18 protein-coding genes are annotated in these 20,160 nt (G+C 39.8%); 5 read left to right on the plus strand and 13 right to left on the minus strand.

The window, feature by feature from the left end:
• Positions 1 to 40 precede the first annotated feature (40 nt).
• Positions 41 to 1,951 (minus strand): threonine--tRNA ligase, encoded by a 1,911-nt coding sequence (gene thrS, locus PAARA_RS11440; RefSeq protein ID WP_062569158.1) that lies wholly within the window; start codon positions 1,949 to 1,951, stop codon positions 41 to 43.
• 259 nt (positions 1,952 to 2,210) lie between these two features.
• On the opposite strand from thrS, the gene PAARA_RS11445 reads away from it, so the two are divergent.
• The 3 genes from PAARA_RS11445 to PAARA_RS11455 all read left to right on the plus strand — a co-directional run bounded on the left by PAARA_RS11445 (position 2,211) and on the right by PAARA_RS11455 (position 5,688).
• On the plus strand, positions 2,211 to 3,224 hold the full coding sequence (locus PAARA_RS11445; protein ID WP_062569159.1) for an endonuclease/exonuclease/phosphatase family protein: 1,014 nt from the start codon (positions 2,211 to 2,213) through the stop codon (positions 3,222 to 3,224).
• A 64-nt stretch (positions 3,225 to 3,288) separates the two neighbouring features.
• Complete coding sequence (locus tag PAARA_RS11450; RefSeq protein ID WP_062569160.1) at positions 3,289 to 3,735, plus strand: DUF3010 family protein; 447 nt, start codon at positions 3,289 to 3,291, stop codon at positions 3,733 to 3,735.
• Between the two features lie 237 nt (positions 3,736 to 3,972).
• Entirely contained in the window at positions 3,973 to 5,688 is a 1,716-nt protein-coding gene (locus PAARA_RS11455; protein WP_062569161.1) for an AMP-binding protein, read from the plus strand.
• Positions 5,689 to 5,821: 133 nt separating this feature from the next.
• Here the strand turns inward: PAARA_RS11455 and gdhA are convergent, their stop codons facing one another.
• From gdhA to PAARA_RS11480, 5 genes are all read right to left on the minus strand, one after another.
• Positions 5,822 to 7,174 carry an NADP-specific glutamate dehydrogenase gene (gene gdhA / locus PAARA_RS11460; protein WP_062569162.1) on the minus strand — a complete coding sequence of 451 codons (1,353 nt, stop codon included), beginning with the start codon at positions 7,172 to 7,174 and terminating at the stop codon, positions 5,822 to 5,824.
• Between the two features lie 310 nt (positions 7,175 to 7,484).
• Positions 7,485 to 8,873 (minus strand): M28 family metallopeptidase, encoded by a 1,389-nt coding sequence (locus tag PAARA_RS11465; protein WP_062569163.1) that lies wholly within the window; start codon positions 8,871 to 8,873, stop codon positions 7,485 to 7,487.
• A 165-nt stretch (positions 8,874 to 9,038) separates the two neighbouring features.
• Positions 9,039 to 9,944 carry a sensor domain-containing protein gene (locus tag PAARA_RS11470; RefSeq protein ID WP_062569164.1) on the minus strand — a complete coding sequence of 302 codons (906 nt, stop codon included), beginning with the start codon at positions 9,942 to 9,944 and terminating at the stop codon, positions 9,039 to 9,041.
• 61 nt (positions 9,945 to 10,005) lie between these two features.
• On the minus strand, positions 10,006 to 10,401 hold the full coding sequence (locus PAARA_RS11475; protein WP_062569165.1) for a VanZ family protein: 396 nt from the start codon (positions 10,399 to 10,401) through the stop codon (positions 10,006 to 10,008).
• Positions 10,402 to 10,405: 4 nt separating this feature from the next.
• Complete coding sequence (locus PAARA_RS11480; protein WP_062569166.1) at positions 10,406 to 11,236, minus strand: alpha/beta hydrolase; 831 nt, start codon at positions 11,234 to 11,236, stop codon at positions 10,406 to 10,408.
• Between the two features lie 153 nt (positions 11,237 to 11,389).
• Here PAARA_RS11480 and PAARA_RS11485 point away from each other — a divergent pair, with 153 nt between their 5' ends.
• Complete coding sequence (locus PAARA_RS11485; RefSeq protein WP_062569167.1) at positions 11,390 to 13,237, plus strand: ABC transporter ATP-binding protein; 1,848 nt, start codon at positions 11,390 to 11,392, stop codon at positions 13,235 to 13,237.
• A gap of 235 nt (positions 13,238 to 13,472) precedes the next feature.
• Here PAARA_RS11485 and PAARA_RS11490 read toward each other — a convergent pair whose 3' ends face one another.
• The gene (locus PAARA_RS11490) at positions 13,473 to 13,892 is read right to left on the minus strand and encodes an MAPEG family protein (RefSeq protein WP_062569168.1); all 420 of its coding nucleotides are present in this window, start codon (positions 13,890 to 13,892) and stop codon (positions 13,473 to 13,475) included.
• 165 nt (positions 13,893 to 14,057) lie between these two features.
• Positions 14,058 to 14,255 (minus strand): hypothetical protein, encoded by a 198-nt coding sequence (locus PAARA_RS11495; RefSeq protein WP_062569169.1) that lies wholly within the window; start codon positions 14,253 to 14,255, stop codon positions 14,058 to 14,060.
• 339 nt (positions 14,256 to 14,594) lie between these two features.
• On the opposite strand from PAARA_RS11495, the gene PAARA_RS11500 reads away from it, so the two are divergent.
• The gene (locus tag PAARA_RS11500) at positions 14,595 to 15,794 is read left to right on the plus strand and encodes an Nramp family divalent metal transporter (RefSeq protein ID WP_062569170.1); all 1,200 of its coding nucleotides are present in this window, start codon (positions 14,595 to 14,597) and stop codon (positions 15,792 to 15,794) included.
• Between the two features lie 151 nt (positions 15,795 to 15,945).
• Here PAARA_RS11500 and PAARA_RS11505 read toward each other — a convergent pair whose 3' ends face one another.
• The 5 genes from PAARA_RS11505 to PAARA_RS11530 form a co-directional block, all read right to left on the minus strand.
• A complete protein-coding gene (locus PAARA_RS11505) occupies positions 15,946 to 16,317 on the minus strand; it encodes a hypothetical protein (protein WP_062569171.1) in 372 nt (123 codons plus the stop codon).
• A 440-nt stretch (positions 16,318 to 16,757) separates the two neighbouring features.
• Positions 16,758 to 16,895 (minus strand): hypothetical protein, encoded by a 138-nt coding sequence (locus tag PAARA_RS20540; protein ID WP_157066196.1) that lies wholly within the window; start codon positions 16,893 to 16,895, stop codon positions 16,758 to 16,760.
• 228 nt (positions 16,896 to 17,123) lie between these two features.
• Complete coding sequence (gene serS, locus PAARA_RS11520; protein WP_062569174.1) at positions 17,124 to 18,434, minus strand: serine--tRNA ligase; 1,311 nt, start codon at positions 18,432 to 18,434, stop codon at positions 17,124 to 17,126.
• 9 nt (positions 18,435 to 18,443) lie between these two features.
• Positions 18,444 to 18,830 carry a fluoride efflux transporter CrcB gene (gene crcB / locus PAARA_RS11525; protein ID WP_083515309.1) on the minus strand — a complete coding sequence of 129 codons (387 nt, stop codon included), beginning with the start codon at positions 18,828 to 18,830 and terminating at the stop codon, positions 18,444 to 18,446.
• Positions 18,823 to 20,160 (minus strand): replication-associated recombination protein A, encoded by a 1,338-nt coding sequence (locus PAARA_RS11530; RefSeq protein WP_062569175.1) that lies wholly within the window; start codon positions 20,158 to 20,160, stop codon positions 18,823 to 18,825. Before PAARA_RS11530 ends, crcB begins: the two co-directional genes overlap by 8 nt.

Raw genomic sequence — 20,160 nt, forward strand, 5'->3', positions numbered from 1 at the left:
CGTGTAGTTAGCTGTTTGTTATGCCCTACACGCTCATGATTTACTGTCGATTTTTTATTTCATCACTAATTTTAGCTACAAAATCATCAACATTAAATTTGCCTAGGTCTTCACCTGTGCGAGTGCGTACTGCCACTTCTTGTTGTTCAACTTCTTTGTCGCCAACAACAAGTAAATATGGAATACGTTTTAACGTATGTTCACGGATTTTAAAGCCAATCTTCTCATTTCTCAAGTCAGCAGCGGCTCTAATTCCAAGTTTATTTAATTTTTGTACAATTTCTTGCACATAATCAGCTTGTTTATCGGTGATATTCATAATCACAACTTGCTTAGGCGCAAGCCATGTTGGAAACAAGCCAGCGTATTCTTCGGTTAAAATACCAATGAAACGCTCGATTGAACCTAATATAGCACGATGAATCATCACTGGTGTACGACGTTCATTATTTTCTGCAACGTATGTCGCACCTAAACGACCCGGTAATGCAAAATCTAGCTGTACAGTACCACATTGCCATGCACGATCTAAACAGTCATAGAGTGTAAACTCAATTTTAGGACCATAAAATGCACCTTCACCTGGTAGGTAATCAAATTCAATGTCATTTGCTTTCAGCGCTTCAGCCAGTGCAAGCTCAGCTTTATCCCACATTTCGTCTTCGCCGATACGCTTTTCTGGACGAGTTGATAGTTTTACAACAATCTTTTCAAAGCCAAACGTTTCGTATGTATCGTAAACCATTTTGATACATGACGATACTTCATCCATGATTTGCTCTTCTGTACAGAAGATATGCGCATCATCTTGAGTAAAGCCACGTACACGCATTAAGCCGTGCAATGCACCTGATGGTTCGTTTCGGTGACAACACCCAAACTCAGCCATACGCAATGGAAGATCACGGTATGATTTTAAACCTTGATTAAAGATTTGCACGTGACCTGGGCAGTTCATTGGTTTAATTGCATATTCGCGCTTTTCTGATTCAGTTGTGAACATGGCATCTGAATATTTATCCCAGTGACCTGATTTTTCCCATAAACCACGATCCATCATTAGTGGGCCTTTCACTTCTTCGTAATCATACTCACGTAGTTTTTCACGAACAAAGTCTTCTAGTTCACGGTAAATGCTCCAGCCGTCATTATGCCAAAACACCATGCCTGGTGCTTCTTCTTGCCAGTGCCAAAGGTCAAGTGCTTTACCAATACGGCGATGGTCACGTTTTTCAGCTTCTTCTAAACGTTTTAAATACGCTTTAAGTTGCTTTTTATCTGCCCATGCTGTGCCATAAATACGCTGTAGCATTTTATTTTCTGAATCACCACGCCAATATGCACCCGCCACTTTCATAATTTTGAAGTGTTGGCAGAATTTCATATTTGGTACATGTGGGCCACGACACATGTCAACATATTCTTCGTGATGGTATAAGCCTGGACGGTCATCTTTTGCAATATTCTCGTCTAAGATTTCCATTTTATATGTTTCACCGCGTGCTTCAAAAGTATCACGCGCTTCTTGCCAGCTGACGGTCTTTTTAACCACATCGTAGTTTGTTTTAGCAAGCTCAAGCATACGCTTTTCAATTGCATCTAAATCGTCTTGGCTTAAAGAATGCTCCATATCGATATCGTAATAGAAACCGTTATCGATGGTCGGACCGATTGCCATTTTCGCTTCAGGGAAAAGTTGCTTAACTGCATGACCAATAAGGTGCGCACATGAGTGACGGATGATCTCTAAACCATCGTCGTCTTTTGCTGTGATAATTTCTAAACGTGCGTCATCGGTAATTAAATCACATGCATCAACACGCGAGCCATTCACACGGCCGGCAATAGTTGCCTTGGCAAGGCCAGGACCGATATCACTTGCTACATCATAGGTACTTACTGGGTTTTCAAAACTACGCTGACTGCCGTCAGGGAGGGTAATAACTGGCATTATAAATCCTTACTACAGTGGTGATGCCTACAATGCATCACATGTATTTTTTAAAAAATTAATTTGTAAACTCTGCAACGCTTTTACGAATAAGCATTGCCATTTTAGTGCCTATTTAGGCTCATATTCACTGAGTCTTCGCAAACATGAACGACCATTGTCGCCGCTACTGAATTCAAATACAAGTAGTTAGAAGACTAAATTGACAATTACTTATCCCATTTCATACTTAGTGAAGATAACTTTTTGGGTAAATATGATGTCAAAACCTCACACAGTTAAATTTGCAACATTTAATTTGCTAAATTATACAGCACCACCCTATTCTTTTTATCAGCAACATGAACATTATAATAAAACCCAGTGGCGCCAAAAGCAGCAATTTATCGCCCAGTTTCTAAACCAAACCCAAGCCGATATAGTCGCTTTTCAAGAAGTGTTTAGCTATCAAGCATTGGAAGTACAATGTAAAGAAGCAGGTTACGACTACTTTGAAATAGTTGACACGCCAAGTCACGATGCGCTGTATCCACAGGTACTTTTCAATCCCATTGTCGCTTTAGCCAGTAAGTACCCTTTAAAAAGCTGTGAACCACTGACACCATGCCCTGAACTGCTTGAATACCTGAATAACCAAAATGAGTTCAAGTTCAATAGAACCCCTATTAAATGCTTAATCTCAATCCCCTTCTTTGGGGATATCTGCTGTTATGTGGTTCACTTTAAATCACAACGCGTGCAATCAATGGCGCATATTTTAAATATTCATAACCTTGAAGATCCATTACTTCAATTGCTACATCAAACTGTGGGGACTATGCAATCGCAAATATCACGTTCCCTCGAGGCCTCAATTGTTTATTACGATGCTTTAAAGACACAGCGTGAAAAACAATGTGCAACTATTGTGATGGGTGATTTTAACGATGTACTTACTAGCCCGACATTATCATTTATGACACAAGGTTTTCATCCGACACGCTGTGAACCATGCATCGAGCAAAATGAACCTGTGGTAGGATTAACAGATGCATATCTATTTAGTGATGAAAATAAAGCAGGCTATACTAAGCCCTTCAGTCATTATTACCATCGCCGTGGCAGCGTACTTGATTATATCCTTGTTTCTGCACATTTTAATCCTGAATGTGCAATGTCAAAAGTGAGTTCAGTCTCCTATTCGAGCTTTGAAGAACATTTAAATCCTGCCGAAACACTTGAAGACATAAGCGTCAGTGATCATAGTGCGATTGCTATTAAAATTCATTTTTAAAGCAACTGTTTTTCAGGTCGTTACTTGCTATAATTGCGAAAATTAAGTTATTTAGAGAATGACCATGAGAACATGCGGTGTAGAAATTACCGGTAGCGACGTGCTGCTGTGTATTTTAACGAAAGATAACGATGTGTTTGATATCCGTGATATAAGACAAACTCGCTTTACCTTAGCGAACGGTAACGACACGGAAGTGATGCGTAAATTTCAATTTGATTTCAGAAAATTAATGCAAGACTATCAAATTGATTCTGTAGCAATTAAAGAACGTCAGCCGAAAGGTAAGTTTGCTGGCAGTGCAAAAGGTTTTAAGATGGAAACGGCTATCCAACTGATTGAAGAACTAGACGTAGAAGTATTAAGCGCAACGACAATAAAAGAACAGTTAAAACGTAACCCTCTACCTATCGCGTTTGAAGATACAGGTCTTAAAAAGTTTCAAGAAAATGCCTTTATTAATGCCTACGTTTATTTGATGCGTAAAACCTACAAGCGAGATGAAGCCTAACCATTTATCAATACTTGAAAAACGTGCTTATGCACGTTTTTTTGTGCCTGTAAAAAGACCATCCTTTCCTCCCAACTTAGAGCTACACTCTGTACATTAGTCTTATATCGCTTTCATTTGTCGACAATCTATGCTTAGTTAAACATGTAAGCTAATGCTATGCGAATATTCAATAAATTGATTTAGCTATTTTCGCATCAAGTCCACGACAACATTCAATAGGACACGGAGAACACAATGCAAGCAAACAATATACATGGTAACAGTCTTCCATTAACACAAAGCTATTTCCAAGGCGCTACTGATGTTCCCTTAATTGATAAAACAATAGGTCAGTATCTTGACGCTATTGTCGACAATAACCCAGAACATCCTGCTATTGTTGTTAATCATCAAAACATTCGTCTGACATACAAAGAATACCAACATCGAATTAATCAACTCGCTATGGGGCTACTCTCGCTTGGCGTTAAACCAGGAGACCGTGTTGGTATCTGGTCCCCTAATAATATTGAATGGTGTTTAACGCAATTCGCTACCGCAAAAATTGGTGCCATTATGGTATGTATTAACCCAGCATATCGCCCCAGTGAATTAAAATATGCCCTTAACAGCGTTGAGTGCTCAACACTTATTACCGCGAGTGAATTTAAAGCGAGTAATTATATAAGCATGCTTAACGAACTTGCCCCTGAGTTAAAAAACTCACATGCAGGTGAGTTAAACCTAAACGCCCTTCCACATTTAAAAAACATCATCCGTATTGGTGATAAGCCAGCTCCAGGAATGTTCAGTTTTGATGATATAATGCAACGCGCTACAGATGCTCATAAACTCGAACTCGATGCGATTGCAGCTACGTTGAATTGCGAGCAAGATATCAATATTCAATTTACATCAGGCACCACAGGCAACCCAAAAGGCGCGACCTTATCGCATAAAAACATTCTCAATAATGGCTTTTTGATGGCTGAGGCTATGAAACTGACATATCAGGATAAACTCTGTATTCCTGTGCCTCTGTACCATTGTTTTGGTATGGTGTTAGGTAATTTAGTGTGTATTAGTAAAGGTGCAACAGCGGTCTTCCCAAGTGATTCATTTGATCCTAAAACAACCCTTGAAGTGGTAGAAAAAGAACGTTGTACCGCTCTTCATGGCGTACCGACTATGTTTATAGCAGAATTGGAACACAAAGAGTTCGCTCAGTATGATTTATCTAGCCTACGAACGGGCATCATGGCCGGTTCGACATGCCCTGAGCAAGTTATGCGCAAAGTTCATTCACTAATGCATATGACAGAAGTCGTGATTGGTTATGGGCAAACTGAATGTAGCCCGATTAACAATGTGACTGAAACTGACTCACCAATTGAAAAGCAAGTGAGTACTGTCGGCCGCGCTCTGGCCCATACCGAGGTGAAAATTATTGATGAACTGGGTGATATTCAACAGATTGGTATCCCTGGCGAAGTATGTAGCCGCGGTGCGGGTATCATGCGCTGCTATTGGAACGATAAAGAGAAAACGGATGCCACCATTGATAAGGACGGCTGGTTACACTCTGGAGATTTAGGGGTAATGGACGAAGAAGGGTTTGTTTCTATCGTTGGTCGCATTAAAGATATGATTATTCGTGGCGGTGAGAACATATATCCACGAGAAATCGAGGAGGTACTTTACACCTACCCAGGTATCCAAGATGCCGCAATTTTTGGAATTAGCGATGAAAAATATGGCGAAGAAGTGTGTGCGTGGATACAACCACAGGATGATGCAGTACTAGATGAACAGGCCATTCGCACATTTTTAAAAGACAAGCTTGCCTATTTTAAAGTACCAAAGCACATTCACTTTGTCGATGAATACCCAATGACAGTCACAGGTAAGCTACAAAAATTCAAAATGCGTGAGCAAATGCAGGAGTTGCTCAGTGAAAAAACATTCTCGTAATTAAGAGATAGCTAAAGCTCTGCATTATAGAGCTTTAGCTAAAAATGCACTTTTATTTATCTAAAATAGTCTCAAAGCCACCATATATCATGCGTTTTCTGTAAAATGGCATGGGGTTGTTTTCAGATCTCAGCTATACAACGCCTTGTTTCATCATTGCTTCTGCTACACGCTCGAAACCTGCTATGTTAGCGCCAAGGCTTAGATCATCTTCATGAGAGTACTGTTTCGCTGTAGTGGAAACAGTATCGAAGATAGTCCTCATAACTTGTTGGAGTTTTTCATCGACTTGCTCTGGTCGCCATGTTTGCATACTAGCATTTTGTGCCATTTCAAACTGACTAGTTGCCACACCACCCGCATTCGCAGCTTTGCTAGGTCCAAGATAAACTTTATGCTTTTTAAAAACAGTCAGCGCTTCTGCAGTGCTTGGCATATTTGCACCTTCACATACGATTAAACAGCCATTCTCTACAAGTGAAGTCGCATCATTTTTAGTAATTTCATTTTGAGTTGCACAGGGTAAAGCGATATCAGCTTCATATTGCCATACTTTATGACCATTGCTTGGGTACTGATTAACGGGTGTGAACTCAGCTTCAGAGTGTGTGTTTAGGTAGTCTCGAAGCTCAGCCCCTTGTTCGGTTTTTAAGTGTTTAACAAGCTCAACATCTAAACCATCTTTGCAGTATAAAGTCCCTTTTGAATCGCTACAGGTTAAAACGATAGCGTCACATTGGCTAAGCTTATCCATCAAATGGAGTGCGACATTACCTGCGCCTGATACGAGACAACGCTTTCCTTGTAAAGAGTCATTTTTAGCATCAAGCATAGCACTTAGAAAATAAGCTATGCCATAGCCTGTGGCCTCAGCTCTTAATGCAGAGCCCCCCATCAGCAAGGGCTTACCCGTTAGCACCCCTTGAAACTGATTAGTTATGCGCTTGTATTGGCCGAATAAATAGCCTATTTCTCTTGAACCTACGCCAATATCACCCGCTGGTACATCCGTTGTAGCACCAATGTGCCTATATAGCTCTGTCATGAAAGATTGGCAAAAACGCATAATCTCGTTATCACTTTTCCCTTTCGGGTCAAAGTCTGCACCTCCTTTTGCGCCACCTAAGGGTAAACCCGTTAACGCATTCTTAAGGATCTGTTCAAAGCCTAAGAACTTAACAACTCCAAGGTTTACGCTGGGATGAAAACGTAGACCTCCTTTAAAAGGCCCAAGAGTAGAGCTAAACTCAATACGATACCCCCTGTTAACGTGCACATTCCCGTTATCATCAAGCCATGGAACTCTGAACATGATTTGTCTTTCCGGTTCAACTAATCGCTCAATAATGCCCATTTTTTTATAATCATTATGTCCATCAACGACACGCTTCAGAGATGATAGTACTTCTTCAACAGCTTGATAGAACTCAGGTTCGTTAGGGTTAGATTCCTTTACTGTTTGCAGAATTCCTTGTAGATATTGCATGCCAACTCCTCTATTAAGCTATTGAAATTACTCGTTACTAATTAAACTCTATTTAGTAAAAAATCGATCACTTTGAATGATAAGTGAAGACTACTCTATAAAAATGGTTTAAAAGGTCAAGTAATCATGTGCTAAAGCCACTCGCTAAGTTAACTTTATGCTAGCGCATATTTTTTGTTGTGGATATGGATGAAAAGCGAAGACATTTTAACGCTGCTAACAGAGAGTTAATTTTACAAAATAGCTTTGTCGAAATGCGAATTAGGATCATTCATAGCGCACATTAATGTACGCTATGACGCCTAATAACTTACTTATTGGGCCACTCAAATGCGCCAACGTCCCCTGGGAACACAACTGGGGATTCAATTCCGTCTTTGTTCACGGCTGCGACACCAAAATAGTAGTTATCGATCACGACATTTTTAAGGGTGGCTTCGGTTACCTTGCCAACGTCCCGACTAAACTGCCACTGTGGTTCACTGGTATAACGCCAATAAATTTTATAGCTAACCACTGTTGGATCATCACTTTTATGCCAAGCTAGTGTTGTACTTGGCTTTACAGCACCTGAAATACTGACACCTGTTGGCGGTGCGGGTGCCCACGCCATTGAAGCCATTGTCACAGCATTTAACGAGGTTAATTTAGCCGCATAGGCAAAATCAACATGATCGATGGTGTCACCGTAAGTAATGCCATTTTCAGTACGTAAGTCTTGATGCTGTTGATTGTAGTTTTCATTGGTTTCCATAATGCGCACAGCCGCAAAACCAACATCGTTGAATGGACGATGATGCCCTCCTCGACCAAATCGATCGAGTCGATAGACCAACATGGTATCTAGATTTTCAATATATCTATCCGCAATTGTATCAATGTAGCGTGCAAGGTTACGACTTGCAGAGTCGACTTCACCACCGGTAAAGCGGCGTTTATTAGCTTGTTCTTTTGTTTCTATAACGCGAGTACCTTCTGAGAAGATACGTGCTGTTGTGTTATCTGTAACACCATTAATGCCGGTTGAATTACCAATCATGTCGTTATTTAAAACGCCATGAACACGCCAGTGATGCTCTTGTGCATATTTAGCTAAAATTTTACCACCAAACAAGCCTTGTTCTTCACCAGACAGCGCAGCATACACAATCGAGCCATTAAATTTATACTTTGACAAAATACGTGCAGATTCAAGCACACCAGCCACACCGGAAGCATTATCGTTAGCCCCTGGTGCATCAGAGGTATAGTCCATTACATCAGAGACCCTTGAATCAATATCTCCCGACATCATTATCATGCGGTTTTCATCAACTTGGCCGCGCTGAATCGCCACGATATTGACAACTTCTACTGGGTTTGGAATACGCTTTTCACCAGAGATAGTGTCTTTTACTTCAATGATTTCTAGACAATTACCACAGGCTTTTGAAATGGCCTCAAACTCAGATTTTATCCAGCGCCTGGCCGCACCAATACCGCGCGTATTCGATTTCGTTTCTGATAAGGTGTGACGAGTACCAAAATCAACCAAGGTTTGAATATCTTGCTCTATACGCGTTTTTGAAACTGCATTTGCAATATCATGCAAAGCTTGTTGACCTTTGTATTGAGGTGTCGTGGCATGCACTGCCGTTGCCAATAACAGTGATGAGCTAAACAAAGCACCACTTGTTGTTATTATTTTACGCTTAAACATAGTTTCACTCCTTCAATGAATCATTCAAGGCTAACTACTATTTTTTTTCGCACAATAGTTATGAGTCAGAAAACAGATTATCAGGTTAAAACAATCATTGAACAGAACTTAAGTGTGAGTCCGATACGATTACTTATCAGCCTAAATAGTCGTTTTCTCTTAAAACTACTCTGGCTTTACATTGGGAAGCTTTATTCCACTGTGATAAAAAACGGCTTGGTTTCCCCCTGCTTTTTTCGCATCATACATTGCCTTATCAGCACATTGGATTAAATATTCAGCATCACCATAATGCTCAGGGAATAAAACCACACCAATACTTGGCGAGTAGCTTAGTAACTCATTATTATATTCAAGAGATTTACAAATCTCTTCACGCAATAAATCAACGACTTCGACAACATCTTGCTTATTACTAATACTATTTAAAATAACAACAAATTCATCTCCCCCTAAGCGCCCTACACTATCTTCTTTTCTAAGTTGGTGACGAAGACGCATCGCAACTGTTTTTAATAGCTTGTCGCCCGCTGCATGACCATGAAAATCATTTACTTGTTTAAAACCATCTATGTCAATAAAGAGGACAGCAATAATTGTCGATATCGTATTAGCAACAGACAATGACTCTTCTAGCTCAGAAATCAAAAAGCTGCGATTAGGTAAATCTGTTAATGGATCATGTCCTGCCATATAAATCAGTTTTTGTTCGAGGTTCTTTTGCTCGGTAATATCATAAGCTATTGCCACCCTGACTTGTTTTTCTTCAGACCAGTAAACTGACCATAAAACATGTACAATACGGCCATCTTTTCTAACCCATCGATTTTCAAAACGAGGAGGATGATTATTTATAACAATTTGATTAACGGCATTGATAGTTTTAGTCCTGTCTTCTGGGTAGACAAAATCTAACATATATCTACCGATGGCTTCTTCAGGGGGATAGCCAAAAATAGTTTCAAAGGCAGGGTTAGTAAAAAGCAAGCAACCCTTTGCATCTACTACACAAACAGCATCTAATAAAAGCTCAATAATACCAGACAAGTATTCAGGCGTTTCTTTCTTCATAAGCGACTTTCAAGCTGACTATAAACTGAGTATAGCCTAAACCGAGCAAGTAACTGAGCAATTAAGTAGTAATTGGGTACAACTTTTTTGATAAAAAAGTAGATACAATACAAAAAAATACAATGCCACTTAAATCAGCCAGTAAATCAACAAGATCAAAAGTACGCGTGGCAATAAAGTATTGACTGAACTCCTCCAACACAACAAAAGTAAACACAATTAAAGCAGCCCAATATATTTTAAAGCCCCCAATAACACTGGCTTTGAACTTAAACGCTAAGTTTATAAATAGTGTGAGCAATCCAAACAATAAAAAATGCCCAAGCTTATCGCCATAAGGTATCGCAGCAACTAAATCAAAAAACACCGATTTCTGACCTGTATTAGCAAGGTAAATAACCCAACCGATAAACCCAAAAAAACCAATTGCTAATAGAATAAGAAAACGTTGAAACATCTATTTACGGTGCCATATGAGAAGTTAAAAACAAAAACTGATAAGGAATGACTTTACTCCAATAATGCCAATCATGAGTGCCTGGGCGTTCGATATAATCATGCCGAATACGCAGATTTAGCATCGCTTGATGCAAGGCTCGGTTTTGTTCAATAAAGAAATCATCAACGCCAATATCAAGCATGATGGGAAGATCGTCAGCGCTCTTTTTCCATGCTGTATTACCTGCTGCAATTTTATGAAGGTTATTAACGATAGCGATGCTATCCCACCTTGCTTCATTTTCAGCATAATTGCCAAGCACCTTGGTAAGATCAAACTCTGCACTAAAAGGTCTTACATCGACCCCCGCAGACATCGCTGATACAGCTGCAAACCGATGAGGGTGATTTATCGCGATATGCAGTGCACCAAACCCTCCCATCGATAACCCTGTGATTGCTCGGCCAGTTTTAGACCGGTTAGTCGAATAATTAGAATCGATATAGTCTACAACGTCTTCAGCAATGTATGTTTCATATTGCGATGTTTTGTCGACCTCAGAATCTAAATACCAAGAGCCAAAGTTACCATCTGGGTTAACAACGATAACATTATATTGGTCAGCAAGTTGTTCAATGTTAGTGAGCTTTGTCCAATCAGTGTGATTACCACTAAAGCCATGTAATACGTAAACAACATTATAGTTTTTAGATTCTTCGTAGTTATCAGGTAAAGTAATTGTCAGCGGTTTTTCTATCGCGGTCTTCTTACCTTTAAAGGTGAAAGTGTCTGTTTGATAAGCACTTATAGGTAAGCTGATCATGAGTGCAAATAAGCTAAGCCGTTTTTTCATGGTAAGTTCCTTTTTCTTATTATAGTTCCATGGTAATTAAGATATGTAAACACTTGAATCATGATGTATTTTAATAGTTTTTTAGGTAAATCAACTGCTAAAAATTCTGCTCAGTGATATAGTTAGGCAATCTTACTTTGAAAAGTGTCGTGTATGTATCGTTTATTTGAACGGATGATAAATCCATTTCCAAAAGAGCAGCCTTCCCAGCCACCCAATACATTATTTGCATTTTGCCGTCATTATACTCGAGGCATGGAGTTATCACTGATACTGATGTCTTTAAGTGCTGCAGCTTTGGCTATTTTAGAGGTGTCGCTCTTTAGCTACATGGGGCAACTAGTTGACTGGTTAGGCCAATACACTCCAGAGACATTATTTGACCAACAAAAGTCAGAGTTAATAAAAATGGCTGTCGTATTATTGATTGTTTTGCCAATCGTCGTTTTTTTTCACTCTGCAATTTTACACCAAGCCTTGCTTGGTAATTACCCTATGTCGATCCGTTGGTTAGCACACCGTTATTTGCTTCGACAAAGTATCGGTTTTTACCAAAATGAGTTTGCCGGACGAATAGCAACGAAAGTGATGCAAACATCACTGGCAGCGCGTGAATCTGTCATGAAGCTACTCGATGTGTTGATGTACATTGTTGTTTACTTTGGCGCTATGGTGTTTCTCGTTGCAGACTCAGATTGGCGCCTAATGATCCCGTTATTAGTGTGGTTACTCGTCTACGCCGCTATACAAATGTACTTTGTACCACGATTAAAAAAGATCGCGAGTTCACAAGCTGATGCTCGTTCGGAAATGACCGGTCGAGTGGTAGATAGCTATACGAATATCTCCACCATCAAATTGTTCTCATACACACAACGCGAAGAACAATATGCCAAAGATAGTATGGATGTTTTTTTACAGCCTGTTTATCAACAAATGCGCTTAGTAACGAGCCTAAATTTTTCTATCAATACATTAAACTACCTTCTTGTGTTTAGTATTGCTGCTTTGTCTTTGTACTTATGGTCGATTAGTGCAATATCAGTGGGGGCAATTGCTATTGCCGTAAGCTTATCACTTCGCTTAAATGGCATGGCTCAATGGATTATGTGGGAGATCAGTAGTCTATTTGAGAATATTGGTACAGTGGCTGATGGTATGAAAACCCTATCAACACCCATTGATGTCGATGATAAACCAAACGCAGACACTTTAGCTGTAACGCAAGGTGAGATTACGTTTGATTCCGTACAGTTTAACTATGGAAAAGCAGCAAATGAAACCCACAGAGGCCCTGTTATCAATGGATTGGACCTTACTATCAAGCCTGGCGAAAAAATAGGTTTAGTTGGCCGCTCTGGTGCGGGAAAATCCACACTCGTCAATCTGTTACTGCGCTTTTATGATGTTGATTCCGGCTCCATTAGTATAGATGGCAAAAACATTGCCAACGTAACTCAAGAAAGCTTACGCAAACATATTGCAATGGTCACACAAGATACGTCCTTATTACATCGTTCAGTCAAAGATAATATCCTCTATGGACGACCTGATGCCTCTGAACAAGAAATGCTAGCAGCAGCAAAACAAGCAAAAGCAATTGAGTTTATTGAGGACTTAGAAGACAGTAAAGGCAATAAAGGTTTTGCTGCACAAGTCGGTGAACGCGGTGTGAAACTGTCAGGAGGGCAGCGTCAACGTATCGCCATAGCGCGTGTATTATTAAAAGATGCCCCTATTCTTATTTTAGATGAAGCAACCAGTGCTTTAGATTCAGAAGTAGAAGCTGCTATTCAAACAAGTCTAGATGACTTAATGACAGGCAAAACGGTTATTGCCATAGCCCATCGTTTATCAACAATTGCACAAATGGATAGGCTCATAGTACTTGATGAAGGCGGCGTCGTTGAACAAGGCTCTCATGAAGAACTAATCCAAAAAGGGGGTATTTACGCTGCACTTTGGTCACATCAAACCGGTGGTTTTATTGGTGTAGAGTAGCTATATCAGCGTTTTTTATACGAACATCTAAATTTTCTCGCTCCGCGGTTTAGGTTTAGATGTTCGTTATACTAATCAACCCTGGCACTCAGCAGGCAGCTTTTAGAGTAACGAGTAAGGCTAATAATTTAGGTACCGCAGTTATCACTGTGACATATGACTCGCAGGTAAGCAGTACCCTCATTAACATCGAGTGACCATAAATAGGGCTCTTTTACTAAGGAGCCCTTCTCTATTAATATAGTAGACGTATTCCTACCAGTACTAGCATTGTAATATTAGATACCAAGCCAATTAAGAAGAAATAGCTACGTGGGCTTGGGTTTTTCTCAGTGGCTATCGCGTAATAAAGCACCATATGTATTACTCTTGCTACAACATATACCCAAACACAAACAGCAAAGACGCCACTAGTGAGGTTCAGTGTAAAAGCGAGCAACAAAGTCCCTACAAATAAGGGGCTATTTTCCAATGTATTCATAAAAGTGCGATGGGCACGAAATGTGAAACTCTCATGGCTCAATTCAGGTTCAAGCTTGCCAGGGATTGCCCCCGCTCGTTTTGCCTTTGAAACAGTTGCCACCGACCATTGAATCAGCAGCATTATGAGGTACGCGTAGAACGCAAAATATACAGTTAACGATAATTCGGTCATTTATTGCTCCTTCAAAGTAGTCTAAACAATAGAAGCAAAAAGCAAACCAAAATAACACATTGAATAATATACCTTTTTAATAAATAAAATATATTTCAATCTATAATTTACTTGGTTATGTATAAACTTTTCATAGTCGTTAAATAACCTTTTAGTGGTGATTGTCTATCCTTGATGCACTATTTGATTAATCGTTAATGCATCAAGTTGCTCAAATAATTGTTGTTGATAGTCATCACAATTATTAGTGGCAACAAAAGTAAATACGTTTTTATCAGGTAGCTGCTTGAATAGCTCATAGCTGTAACTGTTTGATCCATTATAGGAAATTAGTTTGTTACTGAGTATATCTTTCTCTAGCAATAAGATGAGCTGTGATCGGTAGTATTGTGTCGTAAAAAACCCTTGCCAGCACTATTTTTAAATTGAACCTATATCAAAGTCGGTATTCTCAGCAAGCGTGGTTTGCTGTTTTCTATTTTGCTAAACCACTGATAAAAAATACAACACTCAACTACATTAAAATCACTATGGATCTACCTACGTTATGTGATATTTCCATAAAAGAAAGTTGTAACTGTTCACCTATTTTACTTTACCCTGCTCTTTAGTCCCTATACCCTTTGGTTCAATCTGTTGAACATGTGTTTTTTGGTACTTTTCACCTTAATAAAACAACATTCTAATAATAAAAGGTTTTTTATGCGCTTAGGACCAGGACTTCTTGTCACTGCCGCCTTTATCGGCCCAGGCACCATCACCACAGCAAGTGTAGCCGGTGCTAATTTTGGTTTTGCTTTGATATGGACGTTACTTTTCTCTGTTATTGCCACCATTCTACTTCAATCTATGGCTGCTCGCTTAGGTGTGGCAACTGGGCATGATTTAGCATCAGCTTTAAGAACAACGATTCAAACACCCGTTTTTAAAGCTTTAGCAGCTATTTTAGTAATCAGTGCCATAGGTATTGGTAGTGCGGCTTATGAAGCGGGTAATTTGACTGGTGCAAGTTTGGGTCTGCAAGAAATTGTTCCTTCTGTTAGCCCATTATTATGGACTCCACTGATAGCAATTCTAAGTGCTGTACTTTTATATACAGGTAAACATAAGGTAATAGAAGGCGCATTAATTGTTCTCGTTGTACTAATGAGTATAGTGTTTATATCAACTTTAGTAATGGCTGCACCGTCTTTAACGGCGATTTTAAAAGGCTTCATTCCAAGCCTACCTGAAGAATCAATCACAACTGTACTGGCATTAATTGGCACGACAATTGTGCCCTATAATTTATTTTTGCACTCAGGTGTCCTTGCCGAAAAACATGATAAAAATAATGACATGCAAAAAGTAATAAAAGAAACAAACCTTGATACTGGTATATCGATCACGCTTGGTGGTGTGATCACCTTAGCAATTTTATCGACTGCTTCCGTGGCTTTTTATGGTACTGAAGCTGGCAAAATATCTGCAGCTAACATGGCCGTACAACTCGAACCTTTATTAGGTTCAATGGCTCACTACTTCTTTGCACTTGGTTTGTGCGCAGCAGGCCTAACAAGTGCTATAACCGCCCCTCTAGCAGGCGCTTATGCTGTGTGCGGTATGCTTGGCTGGTCAACACAAATGAGTAACACGCATTTTAAACTTGTTGCAATTACTATTTTACTGTTTGGTGCATTTGTTGCTTCACTCGGTCTTGACCCTGTCGCTGTTATTATTTTTGCACAAGCAGCTAATGGCCTCCTGCTACCTATTGTAACGACGTATTTGGTATGGCTAGTCAATCAAAAAACTGTAATGGGAGATTACACCAACTCTATGCTAGTAAACCTAGTGACATTACCCGTACTTGTACTTATTTTTGGATTGAGTAGCATCAAGTTGTTTAGCTTGATTTTTTAAGGATTGATATAGCCGCAGGTTTATAATCTGCGGTTTTAGCTTGTCTTATTAAAGACTATTCAGATTACCGTGTATAATTTTTAGTAAACTTTGCAGCATTCGCTTGTGGCATAAAAGTATACCTAAAGTTATCGAGTACCTTCTAATTTCTTCACTTATCACAAGCTTTTAGCAAATCATCTGGGGTTATTACAATTTGCCGTGTTGTATTTTCAACTTTCTTTCTCACCTCTTCTTTACTAAAAACCAAGTGACAACCACTAGCATTACTTATTTCAATAGAAGACAGCTTTATATCCATTACCTTGGACTCACTGGATGACTGCTCATATTGCCATACGTTAACTTCATCTGATTTTAGTGGCATGTCCATTATCTGAGTACCATACTTGGTTTGAAACTTTACTTTAACCAAAAGCTCTTCAGATGTAGAATTTTTAACACTCGCCCAATAAATACTTGAACAAGAGCCCAAAGCAAAAATTATCAGTAACCAAAAAATTGATATTTTTAATTTTTCCATAAAATACTAGAACTCCAAATCAATCTTTTTATGTCAATTTCAACAGCTTTGCTACCTGACACACACCCCTTCAAATTAGCTGTATTTTTAGTTTCATTATAATATTTCATCAGATCTATCTTTCCCTGTTTTGGATAACCAGGAGAAGACGACTTAACCTTTTGAAGAATTATATTAGTACTCCCTTTATGACCCCACGATAAGCTAATACCTCCTACATGCATAAGGATTGAATGACCAAACTCATGTGCTGAAACTAATTTAAACTCATCATCAATCAACTTTTCTGGGATGCCAGCTCTTTTAGTTTGAGGTAATCACCTTGTCGTAAACTATTTTGTTTAAAGTTAAGGTAAACATCAATATAAATAGTTCTTGTTAAGCTGTTGACTGTTGTTTTAGCCCATGTGGCTTTATGAGCTCCATTATGAACTTTTAACTTAGTTCCTCGCTTCTTGAAGGCCCAACACATACCGTACGATATTAACCGTTGGTTTGTCGATTGCCTTATGGAGGTGCTCTTCGAAGATATCGAACGTAAGTGAGTTTGTTTGCGAGTATGTTGCTGCTAAATCCATATTATATTCCATTATCACTATACAATTTTTGCTAGTAGTGTTTTATCTAGCAATCTTAGTTAATTCCTTTAACTTCCTTAATATACCTATACGACTATTTTTTGTAAAAAAAGCAAAAAGATTACAGGTACTTGTAAGCTTTAAAACCAATTTATTTACTTTTATAAAAAAAGCCGCTATTCATAAAAACAACGGCTTTCTTATTTTTAAGGCTTAAAGCTAATAAGCTTAGGCTTTACCAATCACTTCTAAGCCACCCATATATGGGCGTAACACTTCTGGTACAACAATAGAACCATCAGCTTGTTGATTATTCTCTAAAATAGCAACAAGCGTACGACCAACCGCTAAACCTGAACCATTTAGTGTATGAAGTAGTTCTGGCTTTTTCTCGCCTTGACGACGGAAACGCGCTTGCATACGACGCGCTTGGAAATCAACCATGTTTGAACATGATGAGATTTCACGATAGGTGTTTTGTGCAGGTAACCAAACTTCTAAATCGTAAGTTTTTGCTGCGCCAAAGCCCATATCACCGGTACATAGAATCACTTTACGGTAAGGAAGTTCTAATGCTTGTAAGATTTGCTCAGCGTGACCTGTAAGCTCTTCTAACGCTTGCATTGAATCTTCTGGTTTTACTAGTTGTACTAATTCAACTTTGTCGAATTGGTGTTGACGAATAAGACCACGTGTATCACGGCCATAGCTACCTGCTTCACTACGGAAACAAGGTGTATGCGCTGTTAAACGAATTGGTAAGTCGCTTTCGTCGTAAATTTCGTCGCGAGCACTGTTTGTAAGTGGTACTTCCGCAGTTGGAATTAAGCTAAAACCAGGTTGTTGCTGACCGTCATCATCCACTAAACCTAGAGTGTGGAATAAGTCACCAGCAAACTTAGGTAATTGGCTTGTGCCGTATAAACTTGCGCTATTAACCAGGTAAGGCACATACATTTCTGTGTAGCCGTTTTGCTCTGTGTGCGTATCCAGCATGAACTGCGTAAGAGCACGGTGCATACGGGCAACTTGACCACGCATAACAGTAAAGCGTGCGCCACTGATTTTAACGCCCATTTCAAAATCTAGGCCGTTTACGTCTTGACCAACATCAACGTGATCTTTTACTTCAAAGTCGTATGACTTAGGCGTACCCCAGGTTGAAATTTCAACGTTTTGGTCTTCGTCTTCACCAACGGGTACAGACTCATCAGGTAGGTTTGGAATAGCAAGTGCAATTTGCTTAAGCTCTTCGAGTACTGCGTCTTGCTCTGCTTTAACGCTGTCTAGTTGGTCACCAAGAGTACTTACTGAATCAAGAAGCTGTTGTGCTTTTTCGTGCTCGCCTTTCGCTTTTGCTTGGCCGATAGCTTTGGAACTTGCGTTACGCTCACTTTGAAGTTCTTGCGTTTTTACTTGTAATGTTTTGCGCTTTTCTTCAAGTGCAGTTACCGCTGCAATATCAAGGTCGAATCCACGAGTTGCTAAGCGTGCAGCCGCTTGTTCGATATCTTGACGTAAATATTTAGAATCTAACATGTTTGATTTTTAACCTTTTTGCATTACCAGCTGAAGGCCCAGCCAAGCCATAAATATACACACCACCACGTTTAAGGTGATATTGAGGGCCATTTTAAAAAAGTGACCTTGTTGCAATAGCAACAACGAATCCATTGAGAATGTTGAAAAGGTGGTCAATGCACCTAAAAAGCCAATACCAATTAAGGTTTTAGCGGGGCTAACAGCGATTATTTCTCTTTCAATCAAGCCGTATAAAATGCCCATTAACAATGAACCAAGAATATTAACTGTCAACGTGCCAAAAGGGAATCCCCTACCGAGCAGTTTTAGCATGGTTTCGCTAAGAAAATAGCGTAAACATGCCCCAGAAGCACCGCCCATTGCAATCATCATGTAAAGTTTCAAACTATTCATAACGTTTAATATCACTTTGCTCGTTGCGCTGAGTTAAATAGTCCAGCTTTTGTTTGATTTTTTGTTCAAGCCCGCGATCGGTTGGGAAGTAATACTGACGATCATGAATAGCTTCTGGGAAGTACTTTTCGCCCGCTGCAAAGGCACCTTCTTCATTGTGTGCATACCGATATTCAGCGCCATAACCTAAGTCTTTCATTAAGCTAGTTGGTGCATTACGTAAATGCTCTGGCACCGGATGACTCGGCTCATTTTTAGCATCTTGCAGCGCTTGGTTAAACGCCATATACACAGCGTTACTTTTCGGCGCACTGGCTAAATAAATGGTGGCTTGTGCTATAGCGCGCTCACCTTCACTTGGGCCAACACGTTGAAAAATATCCCACGCATTGAGTGCGACCTCCATTGCTCGCGGGTCGGCATTGCCAATATCTTCTGTGGCAATCGCTAATAACCGCCTAGCTACATAAAGCGGGTCGCCGCCACCTGCTAAAATACGGCAATACCAATATAAGGCACCATCAGGTGAACTACCACGCACTGACTTATGAAACGCGGAAATTAAGTCGTAAAACTCATCGCCGCCTTTATCATACTTGGCTAAATGAGTTGGCAGTACTTGGCTTAAAACATGTTGATCAACAAGGTATTTGCTCTGCTGCTCAGTGGTTAAATCAACCGCTTGTTCTAACAAGTTAAGTACTTTACGCGCATCGCCATCACTTGCTTGGCAAAGCGCTTGTTTGGCGTTATCAGCAATTTCTATGTGTTTTTGGCTAAGCTCCACATCTTCACGTAAAGCGCGCTCGATTACGGTAAATAAATCAGCTTGCTCAAGTGCTTTTAATACATATACACGGGCACGAGACAGTATCGCGTTGTTAAGTGCAAATGATGGGTTTTCGGTGGTTGCGCCTACAAAAATAAAGGTACCGTCTTCGATATGGGGTAAGAATGCATCTTGCTGAGATTTATTAAAGCGATGCACTTCGTCTACAAACAATAACGTCCGTTGCCCTCGCCCTGCAAGATTTGCTTTCGCTTCGCTTACTGCCTCACGAATATCTTTTACACCTGCTGTGACCGCCGACATTTGAATAAGGCTTGCATCGGCATGATTCGCAATAATTTGCGCTAAGGTGGTTTTACCAACGCCAGGTGGTCCCCACAAAATGAGGCTGTGGCATCGACCTGCAAGAATGGCTTGGTAAAGGGGTTTATCGGGACTTAAAAGGTGCTGCTGACCTATGTAGTCATTCAGTGTTTCGGGTCGCATGCGCGCCGCAAGAGGGCGCACATCAGGACCAAAATTAAATCCGAGGTTACTCAA

It is taken from the genome of Pseudoalteromonas arabiensis (assembly GCF_001550155.1).
Classification (GTDB): domain Bacteria; phylum Pseudomonadota; class Gammaproteobacteria; order Enterobacterales; family Alteromonadaceae; genus Pseudoalteromonas; species Pseudoalteromonas arabiensis.

What these genes read in the sequence shown, in the direction of transcription:
- thrS (WP_062569158.1), bottom strand. Translation starts at nt 1,951, where the DNA reads ATGCCAGTTATTACCCTCCCTGACGGCAGTCAGCGTAGTTTTGAAAAC.
- PAARA_RS11445 (WP_062569159.1), top strand. Translation starts at nt 2,211, where the DNA reads ATGTCAAAACCTCACACAGTTAAATTTGCAACATTTAATTTGCTAAAT.
- PAARA_RS11450 (WP_062569160.1), top strand. Translation starts at nt 3,289, where the DNA reads ATGAGAACATGCGGTGTAGAAATTACCGGTAGCGACGTGCTGCTGTGT.
- PAARA_RS11455 (WP_062569161.1), top strand. Translation starts at nt 3,973, where the DNA reads ATGCAAGCAAACAATATACATGGTAACAGTCTTCCATTAACACAAAGC.
- gdhA (WP_062569162.1), bottom strand. Translation starts at nt 7,174, where the DNA reads ATGCAATATCTACAAGGAATTCTGCAAACAGTAAAGGAATCTAACCCT.
- PAARA_RS11465 (WP_062569163.1), bottom strand. Translation starts at nt 8,873, where the DNA reads ATGTTTAAGCGTAAAATAATAACAACAAGTGGTGCTTTGTTTAGCTCA.
- PAARA_RS11470 (WP_062569164.1), bottom strand. Translation starts at nt 9,944, where the DNA reads ATGAAGAAAGAAACGCCTGAATACTTGTCTGGTATTATTGAGCTTTTA.
- PAARA_RS11475 (WP_062569165.1), bottom strand. Translation starts at nt 10,401, where the DNA reads ATGTTTCAACGTTTTCTTATTCTATTAGCAATTGGTTTTTTTGGGTTT.
- PAARA_RS11480 (WP_062569166.1), bottom strand. Translation starts at nt 11,236, where the DNA reads ATGAAAAAACGGCTTAGCTTATTTGCACTCATGATCAGCTTACCTATA.
- PAARA_RS11485 (WP_062569167.1), top strand. Translation starts at nt 11,390, where the DNA reads ATGTATCGTTTATTTGAACGGATGATAAATCCATTTCCAAAAGAGCAG.
- PAARA_RS11490 (WP_062569168.1), bottom strand. Translation starts at nt 13,892, where the DNA reads ATGACCGAATTATCGTTAACTGTATATTTTGCGTTCTACGCGTACCTC.
- PAARA_RS11500 (WP_062569170.1), top strand. Translation starts at nt 14,595, where the DNA reads ATGCGCTTAGGACCAGGACTTCTTGTCACTGCCGCCTTTATCGGCCCA.
- PAARA_RS11505 (WP_062569171.1), bottom strand. Translation starts at nt 16,317, where the DNA reads ATGGAAAAATTAAAAATATCAATTTTTTGGTTACTGATAATTTTTGCT.
- PAARA_RS20540 (WP_157066196.1), bottom strand. Translation starts at nt 16,895, where the DNA reads ATGGATTTAGCAGCAACATACTCGCAAACAAACTCACTTACGTTCGAT.
- serS (WP_062569174.1), bottom strand. Translation starts at nt 18,434, where the DNA reads ATGTTAGATTCTAAATATTTACGTCAAGATATCGAACAAGCGGCTGCA.
- crcB (WP_083515309.1), bottom strand. Translation starts at nt 18,830, where the DNA reads ATGAATAGTTTGAAACTTTACATGATGATTGCAATGGGCGGTGCTTCT.